The 14,876-nt window shown below is 41.5% G+C and carries 14 protein-coding genes; 8 read left to right on the forward strand and 6 right to left on the reverse strand.

Annotated elements, in window-relative coordinates; genetic code table 11:
• Nucleotides 1-26 precede the first annotated feature (26 nt).
• Nucleotides 27-3,158, reverse strand: a complete 3,132-nt coding sequence (locus BGO42_RS08400) for a cytochrome c biogenesis protein (protein WP_177734965.1) — start codon at nt 3,156-3,158, stop codon at nt 27-29.
• A gap of 314 nt (nt 3,159-3,472) precedes the next feature.
• Here BGO42_RS08400 and BGO42_RS08405 point away from each other — a divergent pair, with 314 nt between their 5' ends.
• Together BGO42_RS08405 and BGO42_RS08410 are read left to right on the forward strand one after the other, a co-directional pair.
• Complete coding sequence (locus BGO42_RS08405; protein WP_273245380.1) at nt 3,473-6,535, forward strand: choice-of-anchor I family protein; 3,063 nt, start codon at nt 3,473-3,475, stop codon at nt 6,533-6,535.
• 149 nt (nt 6,536-6,684) lie between these two features.
• Nucleotides 6,685-7,746 (forward strand): NAD(P)H-dependent flavin oxidoreductase, encoded by a 1,062-nt coding sequence (locus BGO42_RS08410; protein WP_273245378.1) that lies wholly within the window; start codon nt 6,685-6,687, stop codon nt 7,744-7,746.
• A 42-nt stretch (nt 7,747-7,788) separates the two neighbouring features.
• On the opposite strand, the gene BGO42_RS08415 is transcribed toward BGO42_RS08410, so the two are convergent.
• Entirely contained in the window at nt 7,789-9,006 is a 1,218-nt protein-coding gene (locus BGO42_RS08415) for a porin (protein ID WP_273245376.1), read from the reverse strand.
• Nucleotides 9,007-9,095: 89 nt separating this feature from the next.
• Here BGO42_RS08415 and prmA point away from each other — a divergent pair, with 89 nt between their 5' ends.
• Together prmA and BGO42_RS08425 are read left to right on the forward strand one after the other, a co-directional pair.
• Nucleotides 9,096-9,929, forward strand: a complete 834-nt coding sequence (gene prmA / locus BGO42_RS08420; RefSeq protein ID WP_177734973.1) for a 50S ribosomal protein L11 methyltransferase — start codon at nt 9,096-9,098, stop codon at nt 9,927-9,929.
• Between the two features lie 28 nt (nt 9,930-9,957).
• The gene (locus BGO42_RS08425) at nt 9,958-10,233 is read left to right on the forward strand and encodes an ATP-dependent Clp protease adaptor ClpS (RefSeq protein WP_177734975.1); all 276 of its coding nucleotides are present in this window, start codon (nt 9,958-9,960) and stop codon (nt 10,231-10,233) included.
• 45 nt (nt 10,234-10,278) lie between these two features.
• On the opposite strand, the gene BGO42_RS08430 is transcribed toward BGO42_RS08425, so the two are convergent.
• Together BGO42_RS08430 and BGO42_RS08435 are read right to left on the reverse strand one after the other, a co-directional pair.
• Complete coding sequence (locus BGO42_RS08430; protein WP_177734977.1) at nt 10,279-10,692, reverse strand: DUF6691 family protein; 414 nt, start codon at nt 10,690-10,692, stop codon at nt 10,279-10,281.
• Nucleotides 10,693-10,701: 9 nt separating this feature from the next.
• Nucleotides 10,702-11,259, reverse strand: coding sequence for a YeeE/YedE family protein (locus BGO42_RS08435; RefSeq protein ID WP_177734979.1), 558 nt, complete (start codon nt 11,257-11,259; stop codon nt 10,702-10,704).
• Between the two features lie 119 nt (nt 11,260-11,378).
• Between BGO42_RS08435 and BGO42_RS08440 the strand changes: the two genes are divergently transcribed.
• The 4 genes from BGO42_RS08440 to BGO42_RS08455 all read left to right on the forward strand — a co-directional run bounded on the left by BGO42_RS08440 (nt 11,379) and on the right by BGO42_RS08455 (nt 14,105).
• A complete protein-coding gene (locus BGO42_RS08440; RefSeq protein ID WP_273245372.1) occupies nt 11,379-11,864 on the forward strand; it encodes a DUF4199 domain-containing protein in 486 nt (161 codons plus the stop codon).
• Nucleotides 11,865-11,866: 2 nt separating this feature from the next.
• On the forward strand, nt 11,867-12,331 hold the full coding sequence (locus tag BGO42_RS08445) for a 2-dehydro-3-deoxyphosphooctonate aldolase (protein WP_177734984.1): 465 nt from the start codon (nt 11,867-11,869) through the stop codon (nt 12,329-12,331).
• Nucleotides 12,332-12,425: 94 nt separating this feature from the next.
• Nucleotides 12,426-13,244, forward strand: coding sequence for a 3-deoxy-8-phosphooctulonate synthase (gene kdsA / locus BGO42_RS08450; protein ID WP_177734986.1), 819 nt, complete (start codon nt 12,426-12,428; stop codon nt 13,242-13,244).
• 15 nt (nt 13,245-13,259) lie between these two features.
• Nucleotides 13,260-14,105, forward strand: a complete 846-nt coding sequence (locus BGO42_RS08455) for a hypothetical protein (RefSeq protein ID WP_177734988.1) — start codon at nt 13,260-13,262, stop codon at nt 14,103-14,105.
• Between the two features lie 49 nt (nt 14,106-14,154).
• On the opposite strand, the gene BGO42_RS08460 is transcribed toward BGO42_RS08455, so the two are convergent.
• Both BGO42_RS08460 and BGO42_RS08465 read right to left on the reverse strand, forming a co-directional pair.
• Nucleotides 14,155-14,508, reverse strand: coding sequence for a DUF1801 domain-containing protein (locus tag BGO42_RS08460; RefSeq protein ID WP_177734990.1), 354 nt, complete (start codon nt 14,506-14,508; stop codon nt 14,155-14,157).
• On the reverse strand, nt 14,505-14,774 hold the full coding sequence (locus BGO42_RS08465) for a hypothetical protein (protein ID WP_273245369.1): 270 nt from the start codon (nt 14,772-14,774) through the stop codon (nt 14,505-14,507). The genes BGO42_RS08460 and BGO42_RS08465 overlap by 4 nt, the downstream gene beginning before the upstream one ends.
• Between the last annotated feature and the right edge of the window lie 102 nt (nt 14,775-14,876).

The raw sequence follows: 14,876 nt of genomic DNA on the forward strand, positions 1-14,876 counted from the left end.
TTGGAATTATCGTTTTAAAATACGGGCTATTTATGCAGGTATTTTTTGTTTTTAAAGTAAGCCGCTGTTCCCAGTATGGCTACAAAAGCAACGGAATAGTACACAAAATTAGGTGTTACCACTTTGTCCCCTTTCGCATAAGAGTGCAATCCGGTCAGGTAGAAATTCACCCCGAAATAGGTCATTAAGATCGAATAGAACGCCAATACACTAATCAGGTTATAAATCCATTTTCCTCTTAAAGCCGGAACAAAACGCATGTGAATCACAAAGGCATATACCATGATACTCACCAAAGCCCAAGTTTCTTTCGGATCCCATCCCCAGTAACGTCCCCAGCTTTCATTTGCCCATTGTCCTCCTAAGAAGTTACCGATAGTAAGCATAACCAGACCAACCGTTAAAGCCATTTCATTGATATAGGTAATCTCCTTAATATTCAGATCCATTTTGGCTTTGTTCTTCTCGTTGGTAAAGATCATCAGTAATAACGCTACCAAACCTAATATCATTCCCAGCGTAAACGGTCCGTAGCTACCTACAATTACCGCTACGTGGATCATTAACCAATACGAATTCAGTACCGGCTGTAAATTGGCAATAGCAGGATCCATCCAGTTCCAGTGTGCCACCATTAATATCATTGCCGCCACAAAAGCTGTAGAAGCTACCGTTAATTCCGATTTTCTTCCGAAAACAAGTCCGAACAGCATGGTCGCCCATCCTACGTATATCATCGACTCGTAAGCATCACTCCACGGCGCGTGCCCCGAGATATACCAACGAAAAATCAAACCTACGGTGTGCAGCACAAACAATATGGCAATGATCGCATGGCTGATTTTAACCAGGATGTTAACCGTTTTATTCGCATTGAAAATTTTGATGATTACAAACAGGAACATCAATACTCCGGCATACATATACCACGAGAACAGTTTCTTGAAAATATCATATTTGTTATACAGGATCTCCGAATCGATTTTCTTTTCGCTCGGACGCACTTTTGAGCCGTATTTTATCTGGTAGTTTTCCAATCCTTTCAACAGGCTGTTGGAAAGCTTATAATCGCCGGTAACGGCAGCTTTATCAATACTGCTCAGATAATACGGAATAACGTTTTTAATCGAATCCAGAGCCGAATTGGTGTGCTCGTTTATTTCCAGGTAAGAAACCCATTTATTATTTGCATCACCCGGAACAGGGAATACTTTTAGAATCTGTCCGCTTAACGCCGAATACAATAAGTTTACTTTTTTATCGGTTTCGATAAAATCTTTCTGGAACTGATTTGGTACAGCCGCTTTATAAGCTTCGTCCAATACTTTTGTCAGTTTATAGTTTCCTCTATCGTCAAAGAAATTTACCAGGGAAGTATATTTTTCACCAACCGGAACCCCGATCAGTTTGTGGATACTGTCATTGTCTTTCTTCAGGTAGATCATCGGAACATTGTACCACACCTGCGGGAATTGCGTCATGGAAAGGAATGTCTGGTCGGAATTCATTCCTTTATAATGATCCTGTTTGCTCACTTTTCGCAATAATTCCGAAGAGAAGGTATTGATAGGCTTCATTCGCCCTCCAAGATCCTGGATGACCAATCGGCCGAATTTTTCTGCCTGTTCTTCACTTACTTTGTATTTAGACAGTAAAGAATCCACCTGCTTGTCTGTAGGTTTCTGGTGCATGTGGTTTTGGGAAAAACCGGCAAACGAAACAAACAAAGCAATCAGCGAAAGCATTTTGGCTTTTTTCGCTTTTACTTTTTCCAATTTGCGTTTTAAATCGCCAAAACGGGTGTTTTTATCAAATAAAATTGCCATAAGACCAATGTATAGTAAGAAGTAACCCAAATAAGTAATATTCGTTCCCCAGCTATCGTGGTTTACAGAAAGTACGGTACCTTTTTCATCCGGGTCAAAAGAAGCCTGGAAGAAACGGTATCCTTTATGATCCAGAATATTATTCATATAAATACGGGCATCGAAGTTTTCGGCGCCGTCTATCACGGTAACTTTACTTTCAAAAGCAGAATAGCTTTTTTCTGTTCCCGGATATTTATCGGCAATAAAATCATTCAATTTAATACTGAAAGGTGTCTGGTACACTTTACTACCATACATCATTGTAAACTCCAGGTTACCCAGTTTAAAAGAGTTCGGAACTCCCATTTTACCTTTGGCACCAAGTAAGGTCACTTCTTTTTCTTTACCGTCCACACGAACCGTTAATACCAAAGCATCGTCTTTTTTATCATCTTTAAAATCGTTGTTCGATTCAAAAGCGACAACTCCTTTCATAGCCGGTTCCGGCAATACAAACTGCGTACCGCCCATATTGTATAGCGAACGGAACATCAGGTCCTGCGTAGCATCTTTAGCCACTTTCCCTTTCATCTGGTCTGCCATTCGCATAAAATCACCTTCAAAAGGTGACTTAATTGTATACTTATCCCCTTCCAAAGCAATATTGATCGCGCCGTCAGTAGGTTTGTTAAACGCAAATAATACATTGTGGATGTTCTGAACTTCTCCTGCTTTCAGGTAGTGTTCATGACGGGTTCCATCGCCCGATTCAACTAATTTCAGGAATAAGGTTCCGTTTTCGGAAGGTTTGATCACCTCTTTAGCACCCATTACGAAATCTTTATATTCGATTTCAAAAGGTGTTTCGTTGAATTTTTTATCAATAGAAAAATCATTATTGGTAACCGGCGACAACAACAAATGCTTTTCAAAGGTTCTTCTTCTCATTTCCCCCTGATAATCACCGTCTACAAAAACCGTTAAATAGGTTTTATCGGAAAAGATCTGGTTCGCAGTTTCTCCTTCACGGATTGGCATCACCCCTTCATAACTGATATAACGGGTGATAAAAGCACCCAGAATAATAAAAATAAAAGACAGGTGAAGCAGTAATGTTGCCCATTTTTCCTTTTTGTGCAGCTGGTAACGTTTAATATTTCCGAAGAAATTAATCACAAAGATTGCCATGATTCCCTCAAACCATTTGGTATTATAAATCAGGATTCTGGCCGTTGTGGTATTATATTCGCTTTCAATAAAAGTTCCTACAGCCATTGCCGCTGCAAAAAAAACAAATAAGAAAGCCATTAAACGCGTGGAAGACAAAAAAGAGAATATTTTTTTACCCATGGTAAGTTGGATTTGTTTTTTTATAAATTGTCGCAAAAGTACTTAAAAACAAAATCTGATTAACGCTTTTTAACTTAATATTTAGTAGCTGTTAAAAATCATAAAGCTTTCTTAAAGCCTTCTTTTAATAAAAAAAGTCTTATAACATTTCCGGATTCATTTACACAGAATTATCACAACCGGCTTACCTTAAAACGGTCTGTTTACATTGCTAACCTATTCTTAAACATTCCGTCACATCCATTTATTTATTCGGTAATATTTACATAACCTGAAGCATTGACTTTTGTAGCCAGTAAAAAACACACAACCAAATGACACAACACTACACTACTAAAAAGAATTTACTACGGTTATTTCTCTTTATGGGAACGACCTTTACCTGGGGACAAACGCAGCTCCATTACTGGAACTTTAATGCGCTGCCTTCCGGTAACCTGAATACTGTTGCTCCTGATGCTTCCCTTTTGCCAACCGGAACCGCGATTAGCTATCCCGGAACCGGAGCAGGATATATGGACAATGTGGCCGGATCCGTTCTGAATGCACAAAACGGTGATGCTGCCGGATTGGGATTACGTCCCAGAAATCCCAGCAATACCCGTTCGCTTTTGGTAACAGCCCCAACAACCGGCTATCAGAACATCATCATCAAGTTTGCAACGACCAGAACAACACAGGGAGCATCTGTTCAGAATTATTCCTATACGCTTAACGGAACCGATTTTATCACCACCGGATTAACCGTTACTTCCTATTCGCCTCAAACAGAACCTACATATGAAGTGGTCACACTTGACTTTTCGGGAATTACAGGTGTTGCCAACAATCCCAACTTTGCCCTTAAAATAGATTTTGGCGGAACAACTGCGGCAGGATCCAGCGGAAACAACCGTTTCGATAACCTGACCATCACCGGAACAATTGCAGGAGGTACAGACACTACGGCTCCGGTAGCCACCTTTTTACCGGCAAACAATGCCACAAACGTTGCCATAACATCCCAACCTACGATCTCTTTCAATGAGGCTATCCGTTTGGCAGATAATTCCCCTATCAACAATACAAATGTTGATGCTCTTGTGGAATTGCGTTTGGGAAATGCCTCCGGAGCTCCGGTACCTTTTGATGCCACGATCAGCAATAATGTGATCACCATTGCCCCTGTACAACCCTTAACAAACAGTCAGAACTACTATGTGGCGGTTGTACCCAACACTATAGAAGACACTAACGATAATGCGATTACCACTACTCCTTCGGCCGTATTTACAACCGTTACCTTTGACACCAAAATCGCAATGGCTTCCAATTTTATCACGGTAAATGAAAACCACGGTACTTTAAACTTTAACCTGAACCTTACCGCGCCATCTAATGCTTCGGTAGATTTAGTTGTTAAAGCCACCCCCTTTAGTACCGCTGATACCGGAGATTTCACACTGGCCACGCAGACCCTGCATTTTACAGCCGGCAGTGCGACTACACAGACCGTTTCGATTCCCATTATCGACGACACTCTGGAAGAGCAGCATGCCGAATATTTTGTGCTGAGTCTTGAAAACCCGGTAGGATTAAGCATTACCGGTAACCCGATGACTACGGTGTATATTAAAGATAACGACAAACAGGCGCCAGTAGCGAATAATGACATCCAGCTGGAATACATCGGAAGTTTTGACCCTTCCGGAGCCAGCAGCAGTTCCTGTGAAATTGTGGTACACGACCCGGCCACGCAGCGTTTGTTTACCATTAGTGCCATTGCCGACAAGCTGGAAATAATCGATTTCTCCAATCCGGCAGCGTTAAGTGTCGTAAACTCCATCAATATGGCGTCTTATGGCGGAATCACCAGCGTAGCCGTTAAAAATGGCGTAGTAGCTGTGGCTTCTCCAAACGCTAACGAACAACTAAACGGTTCCGTAGTATTTTTTGACACGAACGGAAACTTTTTAAAACAGGTTACAGTAGGCGCTTTACCGGATATGGTTACTTTTTCACATGACGGTACCAAAGTACTGACTGCTAACGAAGGACAGCCAAACGATGCCTATACGGTAGACCCGGAAGGTTCTGTTTCCATCATTGACATTTCCGGCGGAATCGCAAACTTGTCCCAATCCGATGTAACGACCTTATTGTTCACGGCCTATAATGCACAGGAAAGTGCCCTGATTGCTTCCGGTGTTCGTAAAACCAAAAGCAGCAGTACTTTGTCGCAGGATTTCGAACCGGAATACATTACCATCAGCGCCGATTCTCAAAGAGCATGGGTTACCTTACAGGAAAACAACGCTATTGCAGAAATCAATTTAAACACCAAATCCATTGCCGATGTTTGGGCATTGGGCACCAAAGACCTTCGTATTCCGGGTAACGGAATGGACATTTCCGATAACAACAGTGAAGTATTGATTGCCAACTGGCCGGTTGAAGCCTATTATATTCCGGATGCCGTAGCCAACTACACCGTTGGCGGAACCACTTACCTGCTGACAGCTAATGAAGGTGATGAAAAAGAATACAGCGGCCTTACCGAAAGAACAACCATTGGTGCCAATACCTATACTTTAGATCCGGCTGTTTTCCCGAATGCTGCCGTTTTAAAGCAAAACCATAATGCCGGAAGACTGCGTGCGACCAACCTGAACGGAAACACCGATGCCGATGCCGATTATGAACAAATCAGAATATTAGGAGCCCGTTCGTTCTCTATTTTTAATGCCGATACCAAAGCCATCGTATTTGACAGTGGTGACGATTTTGAAATGTACACTGCAATGACCCCTTCCATCAGCCCTATTTTTAATGCCGATCACGGGGACAACGTTAAAAAAGGAAGAAGCCGCGCCAAAGGTCCGGAGCCGGAAGGCATCACCATAGCCGAAATTGCCGGTAAAACATTTGCCTTTATCACACTGGAACGCGTGGGTGGTGTTATGGTATATGACGTAACCAATCCTGCCGATGTGAAATTTGTTGACTATAAAAACAGCCGCAGCGTTTCTGCTTATTCCGGCGATTTAGGTCCGGAAGGCGTAACGTTCATTAAAGCAGCAAACAGCCCTACCGGGAAAAATTATGTGGCTGTAGCCAATGAAATAAGCGGTACGATCAGCATGTATGAAGTGAATACCGCCAACCTTTCCAATGACGATTTTACGAATGCACCGAAAACGTTCACGGTATTCCCGAATCCGTCAAACAAAGGTCTGGTGTATTTTAACCGTGTAGCCGATTATCAGTTATACGATCTTTCCGGAAAACTGATTCAGTCGGAGAAAAATGCCTTAACCATCAACACCTCAAAACTAACAGCGGGTATTTACCTTATCCGTACTGCTGAGGGTATTACACAGAAATTAATTGTGAAGTAGTTTATTTATATTTTTAGAAGAAAACCGGATTGGATTCATTTCTGATCCGGTTTTTGGTTTTTAGCCAACGTTAAACAAATACAAATTTACAAGGGTTTTGAGCGTGATTCCTTAAATTTGAGTGTCAAATTCATTTAAAAAGACACACCATGAACTGGGAAAATCAACTTACCAAAACAGCCCGCATACACTACCCTGTTATCCAGGCTCCAATGCTTGGCGTGACCACACCCGAAATGGTCGCCGCTGTTTCCAATGAAGGCGGTTTAGGCTCCCTTCCCGTAGGCGGATTATCTCCGGAAAAGACAAAGGAACTGATCCGGAAAACAAAATCGCTTACCCAGAAACCGTTTGCCGTTAACCTGTTTGCCCATTCCCTGCCGGAAACCGATACGGAAAATGCCCTGCAAATGCAGGAATTCCTGATAGCTTTAGGAAAACAAAACGGCATTTCTTTTCCGGTAACACTCATAACGGCATTTTCATTTTACACATACCAGCAGCAAATCCCGGTACTCATTGACGAGCAGATTCCTATTGTCAGTTTTACTTTTGGCATCCTGGATGACAACAGTATCCGGAAACTGAAAGAAAACCACATTATATTGATCGGAACGGCAACCTGCCTGGAAGAAGCGCTGCTTTTGAACAATAAAGACATCGACATGATCGTTGCCCAGGGCATTGAAGCCGGCGGCCACAGAGGCTCCTTTTTAGAGCACAAACCGCTTCCGCAAATCGGACTGACTGCTTTGCTGTCGGAAATCACGCATCACATTGCCAAACCGGTTCTCGCTTCCGGAGCGATCAATAACGGGAAAACCATCAAAGCCGCTTTTGCCATGGGCGCATCCGGCGTACAGATCGGAACGGCTTTTATCGCAACCGATGAGAGTATCGCGATTCCCGCTTATAAAGAGGCTGTTTTAGCCGCTCAGGACACCGACAGCGAACTGACCCGGACTTTTTCAGGACGATGGGCCCGCGGACTTAAAAACCGTTTTATGGACGCATTGGATAAGGCCGGGATAAGCATACCGCCCTATCCTGTTCAGAACAGTCTGACGACCGCCTTCCGGCAAATTGCGCAGCAGCAAAACAACAAAGACTTTACCAACCTGTGGAGCGGACAATCGGCTCCGAAGATCCATCTGGCTAAATCTGCCGCGGTATTCCGGGAACTGATCCGGCAAACCGAAGCTATCGGTTAAGATAAAACATAAAAAAACCTCAGCTTGCACTGAGGTTCTTTTTTAAATTCCTATTTCTATCTGGAAACGGACATACCAGTTATTTTTAGTTGTTCCGTTCGCAAAATCCAACTGGTCATACGTTAGCTCCGTTTGCAGCTTAAAAGCATGTTCCCACAGGTATTTCGTCACCCCGATAGTATATTCATTCGTATCCGGCGTTAATGCCTTAATATCCTTATTAGCCGTTTGTGTAGAAAAACGCCCGATGATTTCATAATTTGTCGGGAACGTATAACTCAGCTGATAATCCATTCCTTTACCGGTATAAACATAGTTGCTTAGCGTTGGATCAAGCGGATCAATGGCAATCGGATTGTTAGCCGTGCGGGACATATAGGTCGCCATAGCAGCCCAGCCGTTGTATTTTAGCATCGCATCTGCAAAAAAGGATTTCATTGTTTTTTGCTGGTACAAATCGTCACCCAGCTGTCCTTGTGTTCTGCGGGCATTGTTATTTTGGTGAAAAGCTCCGGAAAGCAATAGTTTTGGTGTTTTTTCACGCGCTAAATCCCCTTCAAAGTTAGATCCGTCTTTTGTAAACGATCCTAACGGGAACAATTCGATCTTACCGGTCAAAGCCACTCCGTTATCCGGGCTTTTCGTCCAGTTACGCCCTTCTCCGGTAGTAACGGCTGTTTTAATATTATACGAAAATGCATCTTTTTTCTCGTTCAGGAAATATGCCTGAATACCGAAATCCCTGTCGATATTGAATTTCGCATTGTTAATGGAACGATCCGTTAACTGCAAAGCTCCCGAAGAGTTCACCCGCTGGCGGTTCCCCGGTATCTTCGTTTGCCCGAACGTAAAACTCCAGTTTCTGTTGGGACGGTAAATCACGGCCGCATCACGGATAATGTTGATGTTTTCGCCTTCATGAATTTCTCCTACATCACCCGGTGCAAACGATAATTGCAACACATATAAAAAGTGAGGATTCCCTACATAACCGTCAAAACGCAGACGCAAACGGCGGATCTGTCCGTCATAGGCTGCATCTTCGCCTTCATTCTGGATGTACCCGATGCGGTTTTGCATACGGAAACGGATGTTTAACTGAAATAAACTGTCGGCAGAAGTAATTCCAAGTCCTTTTCCGTAGCTATAGTACGGAAGCGCCGCTAATTTTAAATCGTTATCTTTGGTAGAAATCTTGATGTCCTGTGCCTGTAAACCTACAGCAAAGAGCAGCAAAACAATTATTAGTAATTTTCTCATGTTAGTGTTGTGTTATTTGAGAGCAAAACTAATGTTATTTATTGCGTTGTGATATTAAGATAATGTTACCTTTGCGAAAAATTAATGTTATGCAAAACAACTATATAGGATACCATTTTACTGTGGAACCCAAAGAGTTAGGCTCCGAAATTCTGATTGCAGAATTGGGAGAAACGGCTTTTGAAAGTTTTATCGAAACCGAAAACGGGCTTTCTGCTTACGTTCAAAAAGAGCTTTGGCACGAAAATATCCTGGAAGATATCCAGATTTTACATTCGGAAGAATTCAAAATCGAATACACGATGGAAGAGATCGAACAGGTAAACTGGAATGAAGAATGGGAGAAAAACTTTGAAGCGATCGATGTAGACGGCATCTGCCATATCCGTGCTCCTTTTCACGAAAAAACGGATGCGCAGTACGATATTGTGATCGAACCTAAAATGAGTTTCGGAACCGGTCATCACGAAACTACTTTTATGATGACACAGCATTTGTTAGAAATGGATGTTACCGGCTTAAAAACACTCGATATGGGCTGCGGAACGGCAATTCTTGCCATCCTGGCAGAAATGAAAGGCGCACAGCCAATTGATGCCATCGATATTGACAACTGGTGTTACCTGAATTCCATTGAAAATGCCGAACGTAACAACTGCAAACACATTACCGTTTATGAAGGGGATGCGTCCTTGTTAACCGATCAGAAATATGATCTGATCATTGCCAACATTAACCGCAACATCCTTTTAAACGACATGCAGGCGTATGTGAACTGTTTAAACAAAGGCGGAATATTGCTGTTAAGCGGATTCTATGAAGAGGACATTCCGTTTATCGATGCCAGCTGTACCGAAAAAGGACTGACGTATGTTAAAAAGTTGCAAAAGAATAATTGGGTATCTTTAAAATATGTAAATTAGCTAAAAAAATTAAAGTAAGCTTCTGATTATGAGTGTTAAAGAAAAAGTTTTAGAAGAAGTAGCCGTTGAAGAATTGATATCCTTAAACAATGAAATTATCTTGTTTAATGACGATGTCAATACTTTTGATCATGTAATCGACACGTTGATTCAGGTTTGCGACCACACTTCTGAACAAGCGGAACAATGTGCTATTTTAGTGCATTACACAGGAAAGTGTACCGTTAAAACCGGTGCTTATTCCGATTTAAAGCCACAATGTCTGCAATTACTCGACGCTGGTTTGAGCGCTGAAATACAATAAAAAAGTCCCGGATAATCCGGGACTTTTTTATATGACTATTACTTCTTAATGCGGCAGTATATCTTTTAACAAACCATAGATATACGTTCCCAGAAGCGCTCCTAAAAGGATCACTCCCGCACCCCAGAATCCGGCTCCGATAAGGATAAAGATCGGTCCCGGACAAGATCCTACCATCGCCCATCCTAATCCGAATAGAACCCCACCGATAACATACCGGGTAAATCCTTTTTCTTTATCTTCAATTTTTATCGGCGCACCGCTAAAATCTTTCACTTCTTTTCTTTTGATGATCTGGATACCGATCACTCCGGTTACGATAGCAACCATAATGATCCCAAACATGTGGAAAGACTGAAACTGGAACATTTCATAGATACGGTACCACGACACGGCTTCCGATTTTGTCAATACAATTCCGAAAATAAAGCCTACAAGTATAAATTTTAAATATTTCATGCTGCTGTCTTAAAAAATTAGGGGTAAAAGAAAATGGGACATAATTAAACCGCCAATAAAAAATCCGATAACGGCAATAAGCGAAGGAAGCTGTAAATTACTCAATCCGGAAATGGCATGTCCGGAAGTACATCCGCCAGCATAACGCGTTCCAAACCCGATCAACAATCCGCCGGCCAAAAGGATAATAAAGGTTTTAGGGTTTTTCATTGCTTCAAATCCCATTAGCGAATCCGGAGCCAGTTTCCCGTTTGGTGCTTCTATATTTAAAGCTGCCAGCTGTTCGATTGTTTGCGGATTGATGTTTACCCCGCTGCCGTCACTCAAAAAATGTACGGCAACGAATCCGCCCAGTATTGCGCCAAAAACTACGGCCAGGTTCCATCGCTGCGATTTCCAGTCAAAACGGAAAAATTCAGCAAATCTTCCGGCTCCGGCAATACTGCAAAGGGTTCGTAAATTGGACGACATTCCAAATGCTTTTCCAAAATAAATAAGCGTCAGCATAATCATTCCGATCAAAAAACCTGAAATATACCAAGGCCATGTTCCATAAATAACTTCCATAAATAAACTGATTTGCAGCAAAAGTACTTATTCAATCAGTATTTTGTGTAACAATGATTACATAATTTTTTACAAACAAAATATTCTGCTACCTTTGAATTCGTTAAATTATCTTTTTGATGAAAAAGTTTTCTGTAGAAATAAAATGGAGTATTATCTTTTCTGTAATCGCCGTTTTATGGATTGTTTTTGAAAAAATGGCCGGTTTTCACGATGAAAAAATCAGCAGCTATTTTTTTATCTGTCTTCCGTTCGGACTGGTTTATGCTATCCTGTACACCCTGGCTTTAAAAGAAAAAAAGACCCGTTTCTATAACGGTACGATTACCTACAAACAGGCGTTTATTTCCGGAGCGATCCTAACCCTGCTGATCGGGGCTTTCAGTCCGTTGGTTCAGCTTATTTTCCACGAATCTATTTCTCCTGATTTCTTTAAAAATGCTATTGCCAATGCGGCCAAATCAAAACCTGAAAACAGTGCTTTTGCCACCGGCTATTTTAACCTGCAGAGTTTTATAACACAGGGAATATTCAACATACTGTCCATTGGTGTTTTAACCGCTGCCATTGTTGCCTATTTTACCCAAACCAAAAACACGAAATAAGTATGAAAAAAATATGGTTTGCCATCGTGGGATGCACGCTTCTTACTTCCTGCATCAGTACAAAATCCACTATTAAAAATATTGACGATACGGCACAGCGCCCTGTTGTCCGTGACAATTATTTCCTGCTGACCGAATACAGCGATAATGCCAAATACGGTTATGACGAGGATTATCCTGTGAATATAGGTTTTATACCCGAAGCACAGGAAAAAACCAATGTTGCCTTCTTCTTTAACGGACTGGAAGGTCCTGATGGCCAAAAACTGGTATTTGAGAAAAAAGGCACCTGCTGCCCGTTTCCAACCAAGCACAATCGTGTGGGTGCCGGAATGCTGAACATCTACTCCGTAAGCTGGGAAGGATTGAAAACGCCGTTGCTGCTTTATTTTAACACTTTCGAAAAAGGTAAAATAATGTGCCCCAAAGGACTATCTATTAAAAAATCCCCATCCAGAACACAATAATTTTAAGAATTTTATAAGATTTACAGCCTTCTAATGCGTTCATTAGAAGGTTTTTTTGTTGTATATTTGCTACACTTTTAAGAAAACAACAACTATGAACTTACAAAATATACCGCAAATCAAACATACCAACAGCGGAAACTTCTTTTTACTTGCCGGGCCTTGTGCTATTGAAGGAGAAGAAATGGCAATGCGCATTGCCGAAAAATTAGTAACCATTACCGACAGACTGGAAATTCCTTATGTGTTTAAAGGTTCTTTCAAAAAAGCAAACCGTTCCAGAATTGACAGTTTTACGGGTATTGGTGATGAAAAAGCGTTAAAAATACTGCAAAAGGTATCTCAGGAATTCGGTGTACCAACAGTAACCGATATTCACGAAATCCACGATGCGACTATGGCAGCAGAATATGTAGATATCCTTCAGATTCCTGCCTTTTTAGTACGCCAGACGGATTTGGTTGTCGCTGCAGCCAATACCGGAAAAACGGTAAACTTAAAAAAAGGACAATTCATGAGTCCGGAAAGCATGAAACATGCTGTTCAGAAAGTATTGGACTGCCATAATGAAAACGTAATGGTTACCGACAGAGGTACGATGTTTGGTTACCAGGACATGATTGTGGACTACAGAGGAATACCTACCATGCAGCAATATGCCACTACGGTTCTGGATGTAACCCACTCGCTACAGCAGCCCAATCAAACTGTAGGAGTAACCGGAGGAAGACCGGACATGATCGAAACCGTTGCAAAGGCCGGAATTGCCGTTGGCGTTGATGGTATTTTCATCGAAACCCATTTTGATCCTGCAAATGCAAAAAGCGATGGAGCAAACATGCTGCATCTGGATTACTTTGAAGGATTAATGACCAAGCTGGTTGCGATTCGTAAAACAGTAAACTCATTTTAATTTTTTACTACAATAATGAAACATCCATTTTTAATGGCTGTGCTAACTTTTTGTGTTTTTTCACAGTACGCCTTTGCTCAGGAAGAAGCAATTACACCTGAAAAATACACGGCTCACAATAAAGGAAAATTTTATTTCTATTGGGGAGGTAACCGGGCTAATTTCACTGACTCCGACATTCATTTTAAAGGAGCAGATTATGACTTCACCCTTTATGATGTTGCCGCTCAGGACAAACCGAAAGGATGGCATGTGGACTATATTAATCCGGGAAGGATGACGATACCACAAACCAACTTCCGTATCGGGTATTTTATTACCGACAAATACAATATTTCCATTGGGGTTGACCACATGAAATATGTAATGCAGCAGGATCAGCTGGCGAGAATTTCCGGAACGTATCCTTCCAATTACGACCAGACAGTAGTGAACAACGGTATGGTGGATCTATCTGATGAGAGCTTCCTTACTTTTGAGCACACAGACGGACTGAACTACATCAACACGGAATTTTCAAGAGTTGATGATATTTCAAAATGGTTTGGGATTAACGATACCGATAAATTCCAGATCAACATCACAGAAGGTGTTGGTGGCGGTGTTTTATTCCCAAAAACCAATGCAAAACTGTTCAACAAAGAGCGTCATGACGATTTCCACATTTCCGGATTCGGGGTTTCTGCCAAAGCAGGTATCAACTTAACGTTCTTTAAATATTTCTTTGTACAGGCAGAATTGAAAGGCGGTTATATCAACATGAACGATATCCGGACAACCTACAGTGCTGATGATAAAGCGTCGCAGGATTTCTTCTTTTTACAGCGAGTTATCGCTTTTGGAGGTATTTTCAGAATCTAAAAAAATTACTTTTACATAAAAAACCGCACTTGTTTAAGTGCGGTTTTTTTTATGGATATAACGTCATGGCTTCTTTTACAACATCGAGCAATACAGCGTTATCAATTGCTTCCAGCGTGGTGTACCGCAATGATTTTATGGTATTCCTGCCGCCGTCTGCCACCAAAACATCCTGGTTCTTTTCCAGTTTAAAACCTTTGGAAAAACCAACATCTACAAATTGTTTTTTGTGGCTGGCATTCAAATAACAGAACGGTTTTCCTTTATGATATACATACGGTATTTTCCACCGGTACTGCATTTCAAATTCCGTTACACTGCTTTCCAGAACCGCAACGATGTGCAGCAACATTGACCGGTACGGTTCCGGCTGGTTCAGAATATAATTATCGGCCGGTTTCACTGCTTTCCTGTTTTCGTCAGCGGTTGCTCTTCCAGCTTTTTACGCTTTGCTTTCCGGATATAATGAAGTCCGTAGCGGATCAAGACATAATCCAGCCCGATTAACAAAATCATCCCTACCAGTATACCGGAATAATACCCTAAAGCATACTCCGACCCCTGCTTCCCGATGGTTTTGGTATCCAGTAAAACGCCTGCAATGGCTAATAAAATTAAGATCCCAAATAGTATTCCCGTTAGCAGTAACAACCTACCTCCTGTTTTCATAGCTCCTGTATTTAACTACAAACTTATTATTTGTTTCCCGGATTTCCCATTCCCAATCTTTTTAATCTCAAAATAATTTTAAAAAAGTATTGTACAATACAA

The sequence above is a fragment of the Flavobacterium sp. 40-81 genome (assembly GCF_001898245.1).
GTDB lineage: Bacteria > Bacteroidota > Bacteroidia > Flavobacteriales > Flavobacteriaceae > Flavobacterium > Flavobacterium inviolabile.

Excerpts from the sequence above, each read along its gene's own strand:
- BGO42_RS08455 (WP_177734988.1), top strand. The coding sequence starts at position 13,260 with ATGAAACATCCATTTTTAATGGCTGTGCTAACTTTTTGTGTTTTTTCA.
- BGO42_RS08465 (WP_273245369.1), bottom strand. The coding sequence starts at position 14,774 with ATGAAAACAGGAGGTAGGTTGTTACTGCTAACGGGAATACTATTTGGG.
- prmA (WP_177734973.1), top strand. The coding sequence starts at position 9,096 with ATGCAAAACAACTATATAGGATACCATTTTACTGTGGAACCCAAAGAG.
- BGO42_RS08405 (WP_273245380.1), top strand. The coding sequence starts at position 3,473 with ATGACACAACACTACACTACTAAAAAGAATTTACTACGGTTATTTCTC.
- BGO42_RS08435 (WP_177734979.1), bottom strand. The coding sequence starts at position 11,259 with ATGGAAGTTATTTATGGAACATGGCCTTGGTATATTTCAGGTTTTTTG.
- BGO42_RS08400 (WP_177734965.1), bottom strand. The coding sequence starts at position 3,158 with ATGGGTAAAAAAATATTCTCTTTTTTGTCTTCCACGCGTTTAATGGCT.
- BGO42_RS08430 (WP_177734977.1), bottom strand. The coding sequence starts at position 10,692 with ATGAAATATTTAAAATTTATACTTGTAGGCTTTATTTTCGGAATTGTA.
- BGO42_RS08410 (WP_273245378.1), top strand. The coding sequence starts at position 6,685 with ATGAACTGGGAAAATCAACTTACCAAAACAGCCCGCATACACTACCCT.
- BGO42_RS08445 (WP_177734984.1), top strand. The coding sequence starts at position 11,867 with ATGAAAAAAATATGGTTTGCCATCGTGGGATGCACGCTTCTTACTTCC.
- BGO42_RS08440 (WP_273245372.1), top strand. The coding sequence starts at position 11,379 with ATGAAAAAGTTTTCTGTAGAAATAAAATGGAGTATTATCTTTTCTGTA.
- BGO42_RS08415 (WP_273245376.1), bottom strand. The coding sequence starts at position 9,006 with ATGAGAAAATTACTAATAATTGTTTTGCTGCTCTTTGCTGTAGGTTTA.
- BGO42_RS08425 (WP_177734975.1), top strand. The coding sequence starts at position 9,958 with ATGAGTGTTAAAGAAAAAGTTTTAGAAGAAGTAGCCGTTGAAGAATTG.
- kdsA (WP_177734986.1), top strand. The coding sequence starts at position 12,426 with ATGAACTTACAAAATATACCGCAAATCAAACATACCAACAGCGGAAAC.